This window comes from Microbacterium sp. Au-Mic1 (genome assembly GCF_021341785.1).
Lineage (GTDB): Bacteria > Actinomycetota > Actinomycetes > Actinomycetales > Microbacteriaceae > Microbacterium.
Window position 1 is genome coordinate 269,958 of the sequence record NZ_JAJTTF010000004.1, and the last position, 17,373, is coordinate 287,330.

Annotated in this window: 13 protein-coding genes; 7 read left to right on the forward strand and 6 right to left on the reverse strand. The window is 68.0% G+C overall.

Annotated elements, in window-relative coordinates; translation table 11 throughout:
* Positions 1–137: 137 nt before the first annotated feature.
* The 7 genes from LXM50_RS07430 to LXM50_RS07460 all read left to right on the forward strand — a co-directional run bounded on the left by LXM50_RS07430 (position 138) and on the right by LXM50_RS07460 (position 10,838).
* On the forward strand, positions 138–1,184 hold the full coding sequence (locus LXM50_RS07430) for a sugar ABC transporter permease (RefSeq protein WP_233310666.1): 1,047 nt from the start codon (positions 138–140) through the stop codon (positions 1,182–1,184).
* Positions 1,174–2,124: a carbohydrate ABC transporter permease gene (locus LXM50_RS07435; RefSeq protein ID WP_233310667.1), complete on the forward strand. Its 951-nt coding sequence runs from the start codon at positions 1,174–1,176 to the stop codon at positions 2,122–2,124. The genes LXM50_RS07430 and LXM50_RS07435 overlap by 11 nt, the downstream gene beginning before the upstream one ends.
* 47 nt (positions 2,125–2,171) lie before the next feature.
* Entirely contained in the window at positions 2,172–3,833 is a 1,662-nt protein-coding gene (locus tag LXM50_RS07440) for an extracellular solute-binding protein (protein WP_233310668.1), read from the forward strand.
* An 80-nt stretch (positions 3,834–3,913) separates the two neighbouring features.
* Positions 3,914–5,908 carry a DUF2264 domain-containing protein gene (locus LXM50_RS07445; protein ID WP_233310669.1) on the forward strand — a complete coding sequence of 665 codons (1,995 nt, stop codon included), beginning with the start codon at positions 3,914–3,916 and terminating at the stop codon, positions 5,906–5,908.
* A complete protein-coding gene (locus LXM50_RS07450) occupies positions 5,905–7,293 on the forward strand; it encodes an alpha-L-fucosidase (RefSeq protein WP_233310670.1) in 1,389 nt (462 codons plus the stop codon). The genes LXM50_RS07445 and LXM50_RS07450 overlap by 4 nt, the downstream gene beginning before the upstream one ends.
* 95 nt (positions 7,294–7,388) lie before the next feature.
* Entirely contained in the window at positions 7,389–9,560 is a 2,172-nt protein-coding gene (locus LXM50_RS07455; RefSeq protein WP_233310671.1) for a hypothetical protein, read from the forward strand.
* Between the two features lie 69 nt (positions 9,561–9,629).
* On the forward strand, positions 9,630–10,838 hold the full coding sequence (locus LXM50_RS07460; protein WP_233310672.1) for a Gfo/Idh/MocA family protein: 1,209 nt from the start codon (positions 9,630–9,632) through the stop codon (positions 10,836–10,838).
* Between the two features lie 30 nt (positions 10,839–10,868).
* On the opposite strand, the gene LXM50_RS07465 is transcribed toward LXM50_RS07460, so the two are convergent.
* From LXM50_RS07465 to LXM50_RS07490, 6 genes are all read right to left on the reverse strand, one after another.
* Positions 10,869–12,152 carry an alpha-L-fucosidase gene (locus LXM50_RS07465; protein ID WP_233310673.1) on the reverse strand — a complete coding sequence of 428 codons (1,284 nt, stop codon included), beginning with the start codon at positions 12,150–12,152 and terminating at the stop codon, positions 10,869–10,871.
* A gap of 114 nt (positions 12,153–12,266) precedes the next feature.
* Positions 12,267–13,169, reverse strand: coding sequence for a carbohydrate ABC transporter permease (locus LXM50_RS07470; RefSeq protein ID WP_233310674.1), 903 nt, complete (start codon positions 13,167–13,169; stop codon positions 12,267–12,269).
* Entirely contained in the window at positions 13,166–14,188 is a 1,023-nt protein-coding gene (locus LXM50_RS07475; RefSeq protein ID WP_233310675.1) for a carbohydrate ABC transporter permease, read from the reverse strand. Before LXM50_RS07475 ends, LXM50_RS07470 begins: the two co-directional genes overlap by 4 nt.
* Positions 14,188–15,606, reverse strand: a complete 1,419-nt coding sequence (gene ngcE / locus LXM50_RS07480; protein ID WP_233310676.1) for an N-acetylglucosamine/diacetylchitobiose ABC transporter substrate-binding protein — start codon at positions 15,604–15,606, stop codon at positions 14,188–14,190. Before ngcE ends, LXM50_RS07475 begins: the two co-directional genes overlap by 1 nt.
* A gap of 53 nt (positions 15,607–15,659) precedes the next feature.
* Entirely contained in the window at positions 15,660–16,412 is a 753-nt protein-coding gene (locus tag LXM50_RS07485; RefSeq protein ID WP_233310677.1) for a sugar isomerase domain-containing protein, read from the reverse strand.
* Positions 16,409–17,341: a MurR/RpiR family transcriptional regulator gene (locus LXM50_RS07490; protein ID WP_233310748.1), complete on the reverse strand. Its 933-nt coding sequence runs from the start codon at positions 17,339–17,341 to the stop codon at positions 16,409–16,411. Before LXM50_RS07490 ends, LXM50_RS07485 begins: the two co-directional genes overlap by 4 nt.
* Positions 17,342–17,373: the final 32 nt, after the last annotated feature.

The window sequence follows — 17,373 nt, forward strand, 5'->3', positions numbered from 1 at the left end:
CAAATTCAATGTTTCAGTGAAATCGAGGTGCAGCGTTGACACTCGTAGATCCGTCGGGTACGTTCGCAGCACAGCAAGCGCTTTCTAGCTCTTGCGGAGAACCGATGAAGTTTCCCCGTCGCAGGTCGAGGTCGAAGATGAGCAGTTACAGCGAGCCGCTCGTGCAGAGCACGACGACTCCGGTCGATGGCGCAGCGGACCGGCAGTCCCCGAGGTCGGCCTCGAAGGCGCGTCGCCGTGCCGCCGCCGTCGGCGTCCCGGTGCACCGCAAGCGCAGTCTCTGGGAGCGCATCAAGCGCGACAAGGTGATGCTCCTGCTGATCGCGCCGGGCTTCCTGTACTTCGTGGTGTTCCACTGGCTGCCGCTGCCGGGCAACATCGTCGCCTTCGAGGACTACCAGCCGTACCTCGGCTTCATCGACAGCGCCTGGGTCGGCTTCGACAACTTCGTGAAGATCTTCGCGGATCCGACGTTCTGGCAGGCATTGCGCAACACGCTGGTGATCACCGGCCTGCAGCTCGTGCTGTTCTTCCCGATCCCGATTGTGCTGGCCCTGCTGCTGAACAGCATCATGTCCAACCGGATCCGCAAGTTCGTGCAGAGCGTCGTCTACCTGCCGCACTTCCTCGGCTGGGTGATCATCGTGTCGATCTTCGGTCAGGTGCTCGGCGCCACCGGCGTGGTGCCGCATCTCATGCAGGCGCTGGGGCTGCAGCCCTTCGAGGCGATGACCACGCCGTGGTTCTTCCCATTCCTGGTCTCCATCCAGTCCGCATGGAAGGACGCCGGCTGGGGAACGATCATCTTCCTCGCGGCCCTCATGAACATCGACCAGGAGCTGTACGAGGCCGCGGCCGTGGACGGCGCCGGCCCCTGGCAGCGCATGAAGACGATCACCATCCCCGGGATCATGCCGGTGATCATCCTGCTCCTGATCCTGAATCTGGGCAGCATCCTCTCGGTCGGCTTCGAGCAGATCGTGCTGCAGCGCGACAACGTCGGCGCGGGTGCCGGTGAGGTGCTCGACACCTGGGTCTACTACCACGGCATCCAGAACGGGCAATGGGGTCCGGCCGCGGCCGTGGGTCTCGTGAAGGGCGTCGTGGGCCTCGCGCTCGTGCTCGGCGCCAACAAGGTCGCTCATCTGTTCGGCCAGGAAGGGGTGTACTCCAGTGGCAAGTGACGTGCAGCTGACGACCAGGGCGGTCGTCATGCCCCGTACCCGACGCAGGAGCCGCAGCGCGGACTCGGCGCGGCCGGCCTGGATGGAGAAGCCCAGCCGTCTCGGCATCACGGGCAAGGTCGTGGTGGTCACGCTGATCTGCGCGGCGACGATCTATCCGTTCCTCACGGTGATCTCGACCAGCCTCTCGGACAGCACCGACATCGCGAACGCCAACGGCCTGGTGCTCTTCCCGCTGCACCCGACGTTCGCCGCCTACGAGACGATCTTCTCCGGCGGCATCGTGACCTCCGCGCTCGTGCGCAGCATGCTCATCACCGTGATCGGCACGCTGTGCTCGCTCGCCGCGACCGTCGGCATGGCCTACGGGCTCTCCCGTCGCGATCTCGCATTCGGCAAGTTCATCCTGCTGACGGCCCTGTTCACCATGCTGTTCACCCCCGGCATCATCCCGAGCTTCCTCATGGTCAAGCAGCTCGGTCTGCTCGGCAGCTACGCGGCGCTGGTGCTGCCCACCCTGATCTCCGCGTTCAACCTCGTGGTCGTCCGCTCGTTCTTCATGGGGCTGCCGCAGGAGCTCTTCGAGGCGGCGCGGATCGACGGCGCCGGCGACTTCCGGATCCTCGTCAAGATCGTGCTGCCGCTGTCCAAGGGCGTGCTGGCCGTAGTCGGCCTGTTCTACGCGGTGGCCTACTGGAACGCGTTCTTCAACGCGATGCTCTACCTGAACAGCGACATGTGGCCGTTGTCGATGATCCTGCGCCAGTACGTGCTGCTGGGGTCGCCGCTCGACACGGCCTCGGTCGGCGAGATCTCCGCGCCGTCCCAGGCGATCCAGATGGCCGTCGTCGTGATCAGTGTCATCCCGATCCTGCTCGTCTACCCGTTCCTGCAGAAGTACTTCACCAAGGGCGTCCTCACCGGCGCCGTCAAGGGCTGAAGCCCGCTCCACCCGATCGATCCACCCTGCACAGAAAGGAGCCCATCGTGGCTCTCGAAACGAACCGGCGGACCTTCCTGTCCTTCGCCGCCCTCAGCGTCCTCGGCGTCGTCACCGCGGGCTCGCTCGCCGGATGCGGCACGAAGGGCGCGCTCAATGCCTCCGCCGCCTCGGCCTCGGTGCTGCCGAAGTACATCCCCCTGAACGGCGCCACGCCGGATCTCGCGGGAACCGCGGAGGGCGTCCCCGCGGCCTTCTTCAACTATCCGGCCAAGCCGTTCCGCTCGGTGCCGGCGCCGTTCCTCAAGGGGCAGAAGATCACCGCGATCACGAACATCTTCGGCCCGCCGCCCACGCCGACCGCCTCGAACCCGGCCTGGCAGGAGATCAACAAGCGCCTCGGCGGCACAGTGGACATCACCGCCGTCTCGAGCGACGACTACGACACCAAGCTCAACACCGTGATCGCCGGCGGTGACATGCCCGACCTGATGCTCAACGACGGTGCGGCCATCGCCGACATCATCGGCTTCCTGGAGTCCGCCTGCCAGGACCTCACCCCGTTCCTCGCGGGCGACAAGTCCAAGGACTACCCGAACCTGGCGAACATCCCGCAGGCGTTCTGGAAGCCGACCGTGCAGAACGGCAAGCTCTACGGCATCCCGATCCCGCGCGGCATGACCGGCGGATCCGGGTTCATCAACCAGACGTTCTTCGAGGCCGCCGGTGTCACGGACACCTCGACGATCAAGAACGCCGACGACTATCTCGCGCTCGCCAAGCAGCTCACCGGAGCGAACCGATGGGCGCTGGGCAGCACCAAATTCGGCCTGATCCCGTTCGAGCACATCTTCCACGTGCCGTACAACTGGACGATGAAGAGCGGCAAGCTCGTGAAGGACATCGAGACGCCGGAGTACCTGGAGATGGTCAGCTTCGTGCAGAAGCTCTACGCCGCAGGTTGCTTCGCGCCCGGCAGCGAGGGCTGGACCAAATCGCAGATGTCGAACGCGTTCATCTCGGGCCAGGTCGCGCAGATCTACGACGGACTGCCGGCGTTCGGCAAGCCGGGCGGCTACCAGCAGACCGTCCCTGCCGCGAACCCTGCCAACAAGGTCGCCCCGTTCATCCCGTTCAGCGCCACGGGCGGGAAGGCCACGGTGTGGCTGGACAACATCGACTTCGCCTGGACCATGGTGAAGAAGGGCAGCGCGGACCACATCAAGCAGGTGCTGCAGGTCGCGAACTTCCTCGCCGCGCCGTTCGGCAGCGAGGAGTACCTCCTCATGAACTACGGTGCCGAGGGCACCGACTACGCCCGCGACGGCAAGGGCAACCCGATCCCGACCCCGGCGGCGGCCCTGAACACGGCCGTGCCGTGGAAGTACCTGGCCGCGGGCCCCAACACGCTGTACTCGCCGCAGTTCCCCGACGCCATCAAGGTGCTGCACGACGCGTACGCGAAGCTCGTCCCCATCGGGGTCGCGGATCCGACGATGGGCCTGTTCAGCCCGACCAACGCGAAGCAGGGGCTCACGATCGCCAAGCCCGTCTCGGATGCGGTGACCAACTTCATCGCAGGGCGTGGTTCGCTGGACGATGTGAAGGGCGCGATCTCGACGTGGAAGAGCGCGGGCGGAGACGCCATCCGCGCCGAGTTCCAGAAGGCGCTGAGCGGCGCGACGGCCAGCCCGTCCCCGAGCGCCTGAGTCGCAGCGGATCCGTGGACGCGGGAGAGGGCAGCGGGGGAGAGGGAACCGTGAGGGAAGACATCTCGACGAGAATCGCGATGGATCCGGTCCTCTCCCCGTTCACGGGCTGGGGCAGGGCGCAGTGGGAGGCGGTGGCGGACGACTGGCTGGGCCAGGTGCGCCGCCACGCCAGCCCGGAGGGCGCCCTGCCGCGCCTGCCAGGACGGATCACCGGTGACGGCGTCCGGCGCGAAGGGATGGAGGCCGTGGGCCGGTCGTTCCTGCTCGCCGCGCCGAGGATCGCGGGAGCCGCGGACGCCGGGGAAGCGGCGGTCCAGGAACACCTCGAGTACTACTCGCGCGCGCTGCTCGCCGGCACACGGCCGGGCGGCGAGGAGGAGTGGCCCCGCGGCGTCAGCTGCCGGCTGCCGCTGACCGGGATCACGAACTCGATCGTGGAGGCCGCGAACATCGCGTTCTCGCTGCACATCAGCCGTGACCGGCTCTGGTCGGGCCTGACCCGGCCGGAGCAGCTCCAGATCGCGGACTGGCTGCGCCACCATGCCCGCTGCGAGGTGTGGCAGAACAACTGGCAGCTGTTCCCCGCGATGGCGGAGGGCTTCCTGCGCGCCGTCGACGAGGACGTGCGCGGGCTGCACGCGGCGCGCAACGTGGCGCGGGTGGAGAGCTGGTATCTCGGCGACGGCTGGTACACCGACGGGCCCGAGCACGCGATCGACTACTACAACGCGTGGGCGATCCATCCCTACCTCTGGGGCTGGTACCGCATGACCGGCGCCGAGCACACGCCCGAAGGCCAGCGGTATCTCGAGCGCCTCCACGACTTCACCGCGTCGCAGGCGCACATGGTCGCCGCGGACGGCTCGCTCCTGCATCAGGGGCGCTCGCTGACCTACCGCACGGCCGCACTGGCGGCGCTGTGGTGCGCGGACGCATCGGGGGCCAGTGCGCTCAGCCCCGGCCAGACCCGCCGCATCGCATCGGGAGTGCTCTCGCGCTTCACCGCGAAGGGCGTCGGCGCCGAGGGCCCGCTCACCCTCGGGTGGTACGGAGAGTTCGAGCCGATGTGCCAGGACTACAGCGGGTTCGGCTCCCCGTACCTGGCGGGAATCGGATTCCTCGGGCTCGCACAGCCCGCGACGGCGCCCGTCTGGACCGCTGTCGAAGAGGCCCAGCCCTCCGATCACGGGCCGTTCACCCGCCCGATCGAGCCGGTGGGGTGGGTGCTCCGCGGAGCCTCGGACGGGATCGTGCGGATGGCGAACCACGGGTCGGACCACGCGACGCTTCCGGTCGGTGAGGACGAGGACCGGGACGACCCGCACTATGCGAAGTTCGCGTACTCGACCCACACCGCGCCGGGCACGGGGCCGGCCTGGGTCGATGGGATCGACTCGCACCTCGCGCTGCTCGACGACGAGGGCGCCGGCAGCAGGCGCAGCTCCCTGCGCGCCACTCGCGTCGAGGGAGATCTGGCCGGATCCGTGCACGTGCCCCAGCTGCACCGGCGCGCGCTTCCCGGTACCGCGGTGACGACGGTGACTGCGGGCGACGGCACGGCGGAAGTGCGTGCGCACCTCGTGCAGACCGACCGGCCATGGGCGATGCGCGAGGGCGGCTGGGCGATCGCGGACGACGCCGAGCTCGAGTACGGCGTCGTCGAGGACGGCGCCTGGGTGCGCGGCGGCGACGGCCTGCTCGCCGCGGTCGTCGGGCTCCTCGGCTGGGAGGAACCGGCCGATGCCGACGGAGGCGTGGACGTCGCCGCCGGCCTGTCGCGCGCTCGCGTGTTCAGCTATTCCGAGGCGAACGCGATGGGAGCCCACTCCGCGACCCCGGCGCTCCTGGGCCGCACCGGCTCGGGCCGCACGGTCGTCGTCACGCTGCACGTGCTCGAACGCGGCGGCACCGTGGACCCGCAGGGCTGGCGAGACCGGGTGCGGGTCGACGTCGACGGCACACGCGTGCGCCTGGACTGGGCGTCCGGCACGACCTCGGAGTTCGACCTGGCCACGTTCGTCCCGTGGGACGAACACCCCGGCCTCACCGGACCGAGGGGAGAGGCCCGATGATCGCGCTGCGCTACGGTGCGGGACCGGCGGGACGGCGGCAGGATCCGGCGATGCGGGCGTTCCGCGCCGACCGGTTCGGGCAGTTCGTGCACTGGGGGCTGTACGCGATCCCCGCCGGCACATGGCAGGGGCGCACGATCGAGTTCGCCGCCGAGTTCCTCATGCAGTCGGCGAACGTGAGCCGGGAGGACTGGGCCGCGCTCGCCGGGGACTTCACGCTCGAGGGCTTCGACCCGGCGGCATGGGCCCGCACGGCCAAGCGCATGGGGGCGCGCTACGTCACGGTCACGACCAAGCACCACGACGGCTTCTGCCTGTGGCCGAGTGCGTACTCCGACTTCACCGTCGCCGCCACTCCGTCGGGGCGCGACGTGCTCGGCGAGATCCTGGACGCGTACCGGGCCGAGGGACTCGCCACGCATCTCTACTACTCGGTGCTGGACTGGCATCACCCCGACTGGCGGTACGCCATCGAGTCCGACGACGACCGCGTGGCGTTCGACCGCTATCTGGACTTCGCGACGAACCAGCTGCTCGAGCTGGCGGAGCGATACCCCCAGGTGCGCGGGTTCTGGTTCGACGGCACGTGGGACGAGTCCGTGAAGGCGAACGGCCGCTGGACGCACGACATCGAGCGACTCCTCAAGGAGCGGATTCCCGGTGCGATCGTGAACAGCCGCCTGCGCGCCGACGATCGGGGCGCGCGGCACTTCGACTCCAACGGCGCGCTCATGGGCGACTACGAGAGCGGCTACGAGCGCCGGCTGCCCGCGCCCTGGGACCGTTCCGTCAGCGTGCACGACTGGGAGGCCTGCGCCACTCTGACCCAGGCGAGCTGGGGCTTCCACGACTCGGCCTGGGCCGAGCGGGGGCGCAAGACCGCGGCGCAGATCGTCGAGCAGCTCGCTCAGACCGTCAGCCTGGGCGGCAACCTCCTGCTGAACTTCGGGCCGCGTGGTGACGGGTCGCTCGCACCCGTCGAGGTCGCTCTCGCCGACGAGGTCGGCGCCTGGATGGCGGTGAACGGGGAGGCACTGCACGACAGCGGCCCCGCCGAGGAGTGGGACTACCCCGGCTGGGGCTTCTACACGACCCCGCTGACGGCGACGACACCGGAAGGCTCTGCCGGTGTCGTGCACGCCATCGTCACGCGCATACCTGTCTCCGGCATCCTCACGGTCGCGCTGCCCTCCGGCGTCGCGCTGCGCGCCGTGCGCGCGCTCGCAGACGGCAGCGCCCTGCCGTTCACCCCGTTGGACCCGCACACCGTCCAGATCCCGGCCCCCGCCGCCGCGGGGATGCCGACCGTGCTCGCCCTCGAGACCGCGCCCGCAGACCGGGAGAGCGGCCTGCGCGAGCCCAACCCTGACGTCGCGCTCGTGTGATTCATGAGCGGGCGCCTCCCCGTTCCGCGCTTGCGACGTCGGGAACGGGAAGGACACACCCACACCCTCCGCTTCGAAGAGGAATAGGAAAGGGCATGACCATGAAACAACACCGCACCGCGCAAAGCAAAGTGCGTTGGCGACGGCTGGCGCCCGCGCTCGCGATGGGGGCCGTCGCGGCCCTCGCTGCGCCGGCCGTCGCGCAGGCCGACACCGCGATCGCGCCGCCGCAGTACACCGCGGCCGGGACGGGGAAGATCAGCGGATCGCTGCTGAGCGACATCGCCGGATCCGCGTTCGTCGACAAGGACGGCCAGTTCCACTGGACGAACGCCGACGCCCCCTACGACTCGAACCCGGCGCACCACTGGGCGCGCACGTTCACGAACACCGACATGGGTGCCGTCACCGCCGGCATCGGATCGTCGACGCAGCTGAACCAGGCGCCCGCCTACTATGCGGATCCGAACACGATCTGCTATCAGCTCGACAAGGATGCGGCCTTCCCGATCCCGTCGCCGCAGCAGGACGACCATTGCGACGTCATCGGCGTCTGGGTGGATCCGCAGGGAGTGTGGCACGCCCTGCTCAACGACGAGTTCCAGTTCGATCCGTGGCAGACCAAGGGGGCGAATGCGACCGTCGCGGAGAAGATCACGAGCGCACACCACAACAACCGGATCCTGATCGCGACGTCCGAGGACAAGGGCTCCACATGGCAGTACAAGGGGCCGGCGCTCACTTCGGCGTGGGATGACGATCAGGTCATCGACAGCGCCGCCTCGCCCGGTCAGTCCTACCCGTTCGGGAACTCCGGGTGTCGACTGTTCATCGACTACTCGACCGGCTACTTCTACATCACGTACAACGTGAAGATCTACAAGAAGCCCGGTTCGTCGACCCTCGCCAGCTGGACCGAGATGGCCCGCTCGCCGATCAGCGACGGGATGGCCAGCGGCACGTGGCAGAAGTGGTACGACGGCTCCTGGTCGCAGCCGGGCGTCGGCGGAATCGACGGCAACGTCAACTCCGTCGGCGGACTGAACGTCTCGTACGACCCGGCCACCGATCGGATCGCCTGGAACGGATCCGGCGCGAACGCCTCGGCCTCCTACCAGGGCAACACCGTCAAGTCCGATCACCTGATCGCCCTCGCCGACGGCACCGGCGCCACGTTCACGGCCAACACCCTCGCGCACACGATCGTCGATGACGCGACGGGCAAGAGCGCGCCCGACCGTGCGATCGCGTACACCGACCCCGCGACCGGCATGAATGTGGACATCAAGGCCGTCGACGACAAGTACGAGAACGGCGTCAAGGTCGTCACCGGCGGCATCTACGTGACCCAGACGGATCCGAAGACGGGCGTCGCCGCGACTGTCGACCTGATCACGAACAGCGCGTTCTACCAGGACCCGATCTCGAAGTTCATCTACCAGCCGGCGGCGAACAACGAGTCGGCCATCTCGTACAACGCGTTCTCCGGCCTGTACCGGATCGTCGGCTACGACGGCAACGTCTACGAGACCGCCGATCTGGGCGACCCGAACTCGTGGAGGGTCGTCGGACTCATGCCTGCGGGCTCGAACGGCGGGTATCTGACGTCGCTCGACAACGGCAGTCTGACGAACCAGAACGTCACCGGCCGGTCGTTCCTGACGATCTCCGACCTGAACGGAAAGGTGGTCGACATCGCGCAGCAGCCGGGCAGCGGCGAGGCCCTGGTCAGCGCCGAGTACACCCCGCAGGACACCTCGGGCGCGGCGGTCAGCCAGGATTCGTCCTATGTCCTGCGCGTGGGCGGCAAAGCGGTCACCGCGAACCACGGCCCCGGCCTGGACGGCGGCAGCGGCAAGGCGACCAGCGCCTCGACGTGGAAACTCGTCCCGGTGAAGGACCCGCGTTCGACCGACGGCGACAACAGCGGCTTCTACCGCCTCGTCGATCCGTCCACCGGCAACACGCTGCAGGTGTCCGGCAGCACTCCCGCGGAGAAGCGCGCCGTCGACGCCGTCGTCACGGTCGCGGCGCAGGAGGCCGACGCCGCACCGCTGAGCCCGACGAGCCTCGGAACGCCGGGCGGCAGCGACCAGTGGTACCTGCAGCGCGTCGCCACGAGCGGCACCTCGCTGGACGGCTCCACGACGTACCGCCTCGTCAACCGCAACAGCGGTCTGGCCCTGCAGTACGTGGACGACCGGATGCGGATCGAACAGCAGGCACCGGGCGACGCCTCGCAGTACGTCACCCTCACGGTGCGATAGCGCCCCATCGGCCGGGCCGGGGGAATCCTCTCGGCCCGGCCTCGTCACGATCCATCTCGGAAGGACAGCATGAACCAGCAGGACCAGAACCCGCAGCAGACCAGTGGTTTCCGTGCCGCGGTGATCGGCGTCGGAGCCAGGGCATCCGTCGCACGTCACGTCGAGGCGACCGGCGGTCGCGTGGTCGCCGCCGTGGATCCGGCCCCGCAGACCCATGCGCGCGCGGCCCGGCTGTTCGGCGACATCCCGGTGTTCGCCTCCGTGGCGCAGCTGCTCGCCTCGGACATCGCCCTCGACGGCGCCTTCGTCACGACGCCCGACTTCACCCATGCCGACATCTCGGTCGAGCTTCTCGAGGGCGGCGTCCCCGTCTACCTGGAGAAGCCGCTCGCGATCTCGATCGAGGATGCGGACCGGATCCTGGAGACCGCCTACCGCACCGGGTCGAAGCTCTACGTGGGGCACAACATGCGGCACATGCGGGTCGTGCGGATGATGAAGGACGTCATCGACCGGGGCGAGATCGGCGAGGTCAAGGCGATCTGGTGCCGGCACTTCGTCGGGCACGGCGGTGACTACTACTTCAAGGACTGGCACGCCGAGCGCGACAAGGCGATGAGCCTGCTGCTGCAGAAGGGCGCGCACGACATCGATGTGATGCACTGGCTCGCCGGCACGTCGTCGCGCACCGTGGTGGGCGTCGGGGACCTGGCCGTGTACGGGCAGGTGGAATCGCGTCGGGACAACTCGGACCGGAGGATGGGGGACTGGTTCTCGACGGAGAACTGGCCGCCGCTGGCGCAGCAGGATCTGAATCCGGTGATCGATGTCGAGGACATCTCGATGATCATGATGCGCACTGACTCCGGGGTGCTGATGAGCTACCAGCAGTGCCACTTCACCCCGGACTACTGGCGCAACTACACGGTGATCGGCACGGAGGGGCGGATCGAGAACTTCGACGACGGCACCGGCGGCGAGATCCGGGTGTGGAACGCGCGCAGTGACTATCTCGAGAAGGGGCATGTCCGCTACCCGATCGAGGACGGGGGCGATGGCGGGCACGGCGGGGCGGATCCGCTCACCGTGGGGGAGTTCGTCGAGTTCGTGCGCAACGGCACCCCGACCGACACGAACCCGCTCGCCGCCCGCGACGCCGTCGCGGCCGGGATCGCCGGCGCCCTCTCCATCCGATCCGGATCCCGGCCGCAGCAGATCCCGGTCGTCGCAGACGAGGTGCGGCAGTACTTCACCGACCATCAGCCGTCGAGACCCTGACCCCGGATGCGAGTCCGCGCGCGTCGGCGGTCACATGAGGATCATGTCGCCGTCGGCCGCGCGATACTCCTCGACGGGAGGCGGGACCGGGATGCTCTCGGTCCCGGTCCGAAATCCGCGCACGGACGAGAGCACCGGATCGGGGCCGGTCGTCTCGATCTCGACCGTGCGGAGGGTGCGAGCGGGGAAGGCGTGCAGCCGGCCGGCGCCGACGGTCCGGCCTGCGCAGACCTCCACCCCGGAGGCCACGACGCGGTGCGCGGCGACGCGCTGACCGTTCTCGAGCTCTTCGACGAGCTCGAGGTGATCGATGCGGACGTCGGCGCCGAAATCGGCTCGCCAGCGACCGGGTGCCAGCGGCGTGAGGGCAGCGGGCAGCGGCGCTCCGAAGCGGCGTTGGCGCTCGTCGGCGTACTCCCGCAGCCGGGCCAGGTCGGCATCGTCGATCAGGCCGTCACGATTCGGGGGGACGTTCAGCAGGAGGTTGGCGCCCAGCCCGACGGAGCGGTAGTGGATCGCCAGCAGGTGCTCCAGGCTCTTCGGGGCGTCGTCGGGATGCCAGAACCAGCCGTGTCGCAGCGAGACGTCGCACTCGGGAGGCAGATAGCGATCACCGAAGCCGAGCTCCTCGTCCGTGTGCACGTCGTTGCGCGTCACGTCGACGACGTATTCGACGGGATCCGCGGCGAGGCCGTCCTCGTTGCCGATCCAGCGGATGTCGGGGTCGCCCATGTTGAAGATCACCGCTTCGGGCTGATGAGTGCGGACGATCTCGACGATCCGCTCCCAGTCGTAACTCCGGCCGGCCGATCCTGCACCGTCGAACCAGACTTCGACCAGGTCGCCGTACTGCGTGCACAGCTCGGTGAGCTGAGCGCAGTAGAAGTCGTCATAGGCGGCGGGATCCGAGTAGCGCGGCTCGTGACGGTCCCAGGGCGAGAGGTAGATCCCGAGGCCCATTCCCGCTTCGGTGCAGGCATCGGCGAGCTCGCGGACGACGTCGCCGGTGCCGTCCCGCCAGGGGCTGGAAGCGACGGAGTAGTCGGTGGTGGATGTGGGCCACAGGCAGAAGCCGTCATGATGCTTGGCCGTCAGCACGACGTACCCGGCGCCCGCGGTCTTCGCTGCGGCCACCCAATGCCGCGCATCGAGGAGGCGCGGATCGAAGCTCGCAGCGGGCAGTGTGCCGTCACTCCATTCGACGCCGGCGAACGTGTTAAGGCCGAAATGCAGGAAGACCCCGACGCCGCTCCGCTGCCAGCGCAGCTGCAGGGGAGTCGGGTGATGCGCAGAGGTTTCCGCGGAGATCGACATCGCGCTCCAGAAGGTGTGCCCGGAACGGCGCGACGCGGGTGAACGCGTCCTCCTGGCCGCCGGGCCGTGAGAGGGCGGATGGATCCTGAGGACCCATCCGCCCCGTGGACGTGCTTACTTCGAGGTGCCCTGCGACACGGATCCCTGCAGCTGGCGCTGGAAGAGGATGTACACGAACAGCACCGGGACGATCGTGATGATCACCGCGGCGAACAGGGCGCCGAAGTCGACCTGATAGCCGGCCGACGACGCGAACGCGGCCATACCCTGCGACAGCACGTAGTTGTCGCGGTTCGTGTTCAGCGAGATCGGCAGCAGGAACTGGTTCCACAGCCCGAGGAAGTTCATGATCGCCACCGCGGCCAGACCCGGCTTCGCCATCGGCAGCATGACCTGGAAGAACGTGCGCCATTCGCTCGCCCCGTCCACGTAAGCGGCCTCCTGGATCTCATAGGGCAGCGACTTGAAGAACGAGAACAGGAAGAACACCGTGAACGGCAGCGCGAACGCGACGTACGTGATGATCAGACCCGGCAGCGTGTTCAGCAGACCCATGCCCTGCAGGATGAAGAACAGGGGGACGATGGCGAGGAACACCGGGAAGGTGAGTCCGGCCAGCATCAGGTAGTAGATCACCCGGCTGCCCGGGATGGAGAACCGGGCGAGGACGTAGGCGCACATCGCGCCGAGCAGCATCACCAGGATCAGCGCGCAGCCCACCACGATGACCGTGTTCAGGAACATCGGCCCGAAGTTGTTCTTCACCCACGCGTTGACGTAGTTGTCGAAGTTCCAGTTCGCCGGGAGTCCGAAGGGGGACTTGAAGATCTCCTTCGTCGTCTTGAACGAGCCGAGCAGCGTCCACAGCATCGGCAGGACCACGATGATCGCCCAGATCGTGAGCACCACGTGCGAGATGCCGCCCACCACCTTGTCGCTCGTGGTCGACTTGGGACCCCGGATGGCCTTGGCCGCCTTCTTGTCGACGGTCACCGCCGCACGTGTGTCGAGGCTCATGCGCGTCCCCCTTCATCCTTGCCGCCGATGAGACGGAACACGCCGATCACGAGACCGGCGAAGATCAGTGTGACCGCAGCGAGCACGACGCCCATGGCGGTGGCCAGACCGAACTGGCCCTTCTCGAACGCGGTGCGGAACAGATACTGGCTCATCACCAAGGTGCTGTTGTTCGGGCCGCCGGAGGCGTTCAGGCCGGCCATGTAGACGAAGGCGTCCAGAGCCATGATCCCCAGGTAGATGTAGGCGGTCTGCACGTTGTCGCGCATCTGCGGCAGCAGGATCGAGACCACCGTGCGGAACCGGCCTGCGCCGTCGATGCGCGCGGCTTCCAGGGTCTCCGCGGGGATCCCCTTGATCGCGGCGATGAACAGCACCATGTAGAAGCCGACCATGCTCCACACGATCACGAAGATGGTCGAGCCCATGGCCGTGCGCTCGTCGCCGAGCCACGAGATCATGTCGGTCATGCCGAGGCCGCGCAGGATGCCGTTCAGAAGACCGTTGGACGGCTGGTAGATCATGCTCCACAGGATCGCGATGACGATCGCGGGGATGACGTACGGGAAGAACGACACCACGCGGTAGAAGCTGGATCCCCTGAGTCCGCGCACCTGACCGCTGGAGGGCCCGCCGACGGTCACCATGCTCGCGAAGACGAGGGCGACGGTGATCGTGATCAGCGGCACGACGATAGCAAGGAGGGCGTTGTTCGCCATGGCCTGCAGGAACGTCGGATCCTGGAACAGCTTCACGAAGTTGTTCAGTCCGATGAAGCTCATGTTCGGCGAGAAGCCGGTCCAGTTGGTCATCGCGTAGTAGAGCGCCTGGATGAACGGCGAGATCACGAACACGAGGAACAGTGCCACCGGCAGCACGAGGAAGACCAGCAGGAACGACACGTAGTCGAAGGTCAGCCGGCGCTGCCCGAGGCGGGGGGCCTTGCGGCCCCCCGCGCGAGCAGCAGTCACGGCGGCGGTGTCGAGTCCACCGTCGAGATCCGGACTGCTGATGGTCATTACTTGATCTCGATCTTGGTGATGGAGCTGTCGTTGCGGATCTTGTCGGTGAGGTCCTGCAGCGCCTTGGTGATCTCGGCGACCGTCATCTTGCCGTCGAGGAACGAGTTCCAGATCGGCAGCTGGTCGGAGTTCATGCCGTACAGGCCGAACGCCTTGATCGTGAAGACGTTGTCGCCCGCCTTGTCGAGGAGCTCCTTCTGCGACACCAGAGCGGTGGAGCCGAAGCCGTCGTCGGGGACGATGCCCTTGACGATGGTCGGCGCCAGCTTGTTCTTGGCGAACGCGGTGGCGGATTCCTTCGACAGCATCGTGCGCAGCAGCTCCTTGCCGCCCGCGGGGTTCTTCGCCTTCGACGGGACGATGAACGGCTCGCCGGCCTCGGCGCGCAGCGTGCCCTTGGGGGTGGTCTGCTTGTCGTCGAGCGGGAGCTCGCCGATGCCCTTCATGGTGAAGCCGTCCGCCGTCTGCTTCTTCATCTCGTTCTCGATCCACGAGCCCGAGGGGTAGAGCAGAGCGGCCTCGTCGAGGCTCCACTGCGACTGCGCCTGGGTGAACTGCGTGCCCGCGCCGCCCGGCTTCATGTAGCCGGCCTGGATGAGGTCGTAGAAGATCGTCAGGATGTTCTGGATGATCGGGTTCGACCAGGCGTCGGCCTTGAGGTTCTCCAGCGGGAGGCGCACGTCGTCGCCGCCCTGGATGACCGCCGAGTCCACGACGAGCGTCTGGTAGTACGTCGCCGCCTCCTTGCCCCAGACGAACAGGTACTTGCCCTTCGCCTTCGCAGCCTCGCCGAGCGCCTTGAGGTCCTGCCAGCTGGTCGGGACGGTGAAGCCGTTGTCCTTGAAGAGCTTGTCGGAGTACCAGATGCCGTAGACCGTCATGACGTAGTTGAGCGCCACGAACTTGCCGTTGAAGGTGCCGGGATCCTTGACGCCGCCGTAGAGCGTGTCGCTGATCTTGGTGCCCTCGAGGTTGTTCGAGTCCAGGATGTCGTCGAGCGTCTCAAGCTGGTCGAGGATCGTGTTCCAGCCGATCTGGTTGGCGCCCGAGTTGTCGATGAGGTCCGGCGGGTTGCCGCCGACGAAGCGCGGCTGCAGCTCCTGGGCGATCTTCGTCGAGGCCGAGACCTTGACGCTCACGCCGCCGAGCTTCTTGTTGCCGTCCATGATCTTCGCCGCGTTCTCGACGTAGTCCACGCCGTAGCCGCCGTCGAAGATCACCGCGTCGACCTTGGAGTTCGCCGCGACGCCGAACGGGTTGTCGGCCGACTTCGTGCCGCCGGCTGCGCCGCCGCCGCCACCGCCGCCCGGGGCCGCGCAGGACGCCAGGCTGACGCCGAGCGGCACCATGACCGCTGCGAGAGCAGCCCCGCGCAGCAGCGAGCGCCGGCTGATGGAAGCGTCTTTGGTTTCCATGTGATTCTTGCCTTCCTAGTGTGGGTGAGGGAGAGGATGAGTCGGTGGGGCGCTCAGGCGCCGCGGCGGAGCCGCTCGAGGTAGCGCGCTTCGAGCGCGGAGTTGTGCTCGTCTCCGCCGGGGATGTTCGCGGAGATGTACATCGGAGGCACCTCGCCGGCGTCGGCGAGTGTGCGGGCGACGCCCAGCGTGAGCAGCTGGGCGATGAACGCGGCGGTGATCGAGGAGATCGCGCCTGCGGAGATGGTCTCGGTGACCTGCAGCGTGGAATCGCCGTACGGGGCGAGGTTGTCGATCACGACGTCGGCGATCTCGCTGAGCCGCTTGCCGCTCGGGTGCTTCGGCTCGACGCGGGCGGTGTGCTCGAGGCTGGTCACCGCGATGACCTTGTGGCCGTGCTCCTTCGCCCAGAGCGCGACCCCGACGATGGATCCGTTCACGCCGGAGTTCGAGGCGATCACGAAGACGTCGTTCCCGGTCACGGGGGAGACCGCCATGAGCTCGTCGACCACCCAGGGCTCGCGTTCGAGGGAACCGGTCAGCACGTCGGCGGTGCGCTCGCCGTGCAGCACGATGTCGCGCAGGGCGATGCGGTTGGTCGGGATGAGTCCGCCCGCGCGCCCCGCGATCTCCATCGCGAAGGCCTCGGAGTGCCCCGTGCCGAACGCCTGGATGACGCCGCCGTCGCGCAGCGCCGCGACCAGAAGGTCGATCGCGGGGTCCAGCGCGCCGCTCTCGGCGTCGGCGGCGAGGCGCTCGAGGCGCGTCTCGGCTTCGCGGAGCAGGTCCAGGGGGGAGGCGCTCATCGGGTGGACTCCTTCGTTCGGTGGGGGCGGGGCTCTTCGTGCGGAGCGGAGGAACGGCGGTGCGCGGAGACGGCCATCGCGCTGGCGGCGAGGCGGGTCGCGGCCTCGCCGAGCGTGCGCTGCGCCACGAGGACGTAGAGCAGGTCGACCACGAGCAGCTGCGCGTGCTTGATGGAGAGGTCGTCGGGGCGCTGAGCCGGGTTCTCCGAGGCGGTGATCAGGGCCACATCGGCGCTGGAGGCGAGCCAGGAGTCGGCATCGGTCGTGATGGCGACGGTGAGGGCTCCGGCGGCACGTGCGTGCGAGAGCATCTCGATGGTCTCCTCGGTGCGGCCGGTGTTGGAGATGCCGACAGCGACGGAGGATCCGTCCTGCAGCACCGCACTGGTGAGCCCGTCGTGCACGTCGGACCAGGAGTGCGCGTTCACGCCGATCCGGTAGAGCCGGCCGCGGAACTCGTCGGCGATGACGCCGCTGCCCCCGACGCCGTAGATGTCGACGTGCCGTGCCTCGGCGATCGCGCGCGCGACGAGCTGGACGTCGTCGAGGTCCAGCAGGCTCGTCGTGACCTCCATGCTGCGGGTGTGCAGTCCGAGGAGGGTGAGCAGCACGCGGTCGGCCGGGTCGTCCTGGCCGATGTCGTCGGCGATGTCCGTGCGCCAGGTGGTGCCGGCGTCGCCCCGTCCCGACTCGGCGGCGACGCCGACGCGGAACTGCGTGTAGCCCTCGAAGCCGATCGCGCGGCAGAAGCGGGTGACGGTGGCGGCTGAGGTGCCCGCCTGGTCGGCGAGTTCGGTGATGGTCAGCTCGACCGGTGCCGTCGGGTGCGTCGAGATCACGTCGGCGATCTTCGCCATGGCCTTCGGCATCGCCGGACGCCGCAGCGAGATTCGCTGCGTGATCGACAACTCGTTGCCGACGTCCTGCATGAGTGGCACCATTGCCTCCGGTGAAAACGCGT

Coding starts and splice junctions, on each gene's coding strand:
- LXM50_RS07485 (WP_233310677.1), bottom strand. CDS start 16,412: ATGAGCGCCTCCCCCCTGGACCTGCTCCGCGAAGCCGAGACGCGCCTC.
- LXM50_RS07465 (WP_233310673.1), bottom strand. CDS start 12,152: ATGTCGATCTCCGCGGAAACCTCTGCGCATCACCCGACTCCCCTGCAG.
- LXM50_RS07475 (WP_233310675.1), bottom strand. CDS start 14,188: ATGACCATCAGCAGTCCGGATCTCGACGGTGGACTCGACACCGCCGCC.
- LXM50_RS07445 (WP_233310669.1), top strand. CDS start 3,914: ATGGATCCGGTCCTCTCCCCGTTCACGGGCTGGGGCAGGGCGCAGTGG.
- LXM50_RS07470 (WP_233310674.1), bottom strand. CDS start 13,169: ATGAGCCTCGACACACGTGCGGCGGTGACCGTCGACAAGAAGGCGGCC.
- ngcE (WP_233310676.1), bottom strand. CDS start 15,606: ATGGAAACCAAAGACGCTTCCATCAGCCGGCGCTCGCTGCTGCGCGGG.
- LXM50_RS07450 (WP_233310670.1), top strand. CDS start 5,905: ATGATCGCGCTGCGCTACGGTGCGGGACCGGCGGGACGGCGGCAGGAT.
- LXM50_RS07430 (WP_233310666.1), top strand. CDS start 138: ATGAGCAGTTACAGCGAGCCGCTCGTGCAGAGCACGACGACTCCGGTC.
- LXM50_RS07460 (WP_233310672.1), top strand. CDS start 9,630: ATGAACCAGCAGGACCAGAACCCGCAGCAGACCAGTGGTTTCCGTGCC.
- LXM50_RS07490 (WP_233310748.1), bottom strand. CDS start 17,341: ATGCAGGACGTCGGCAACGAGTTGTCGATCACGCAGCGAATCTCGCTG.
- LXM50_RS07455 (WP_233310671.1), top strand. CDS start 7,389: ATGACCATGAAACAACACCGCACCGCGCAAAGCAAAGTGCGTTGGCGA.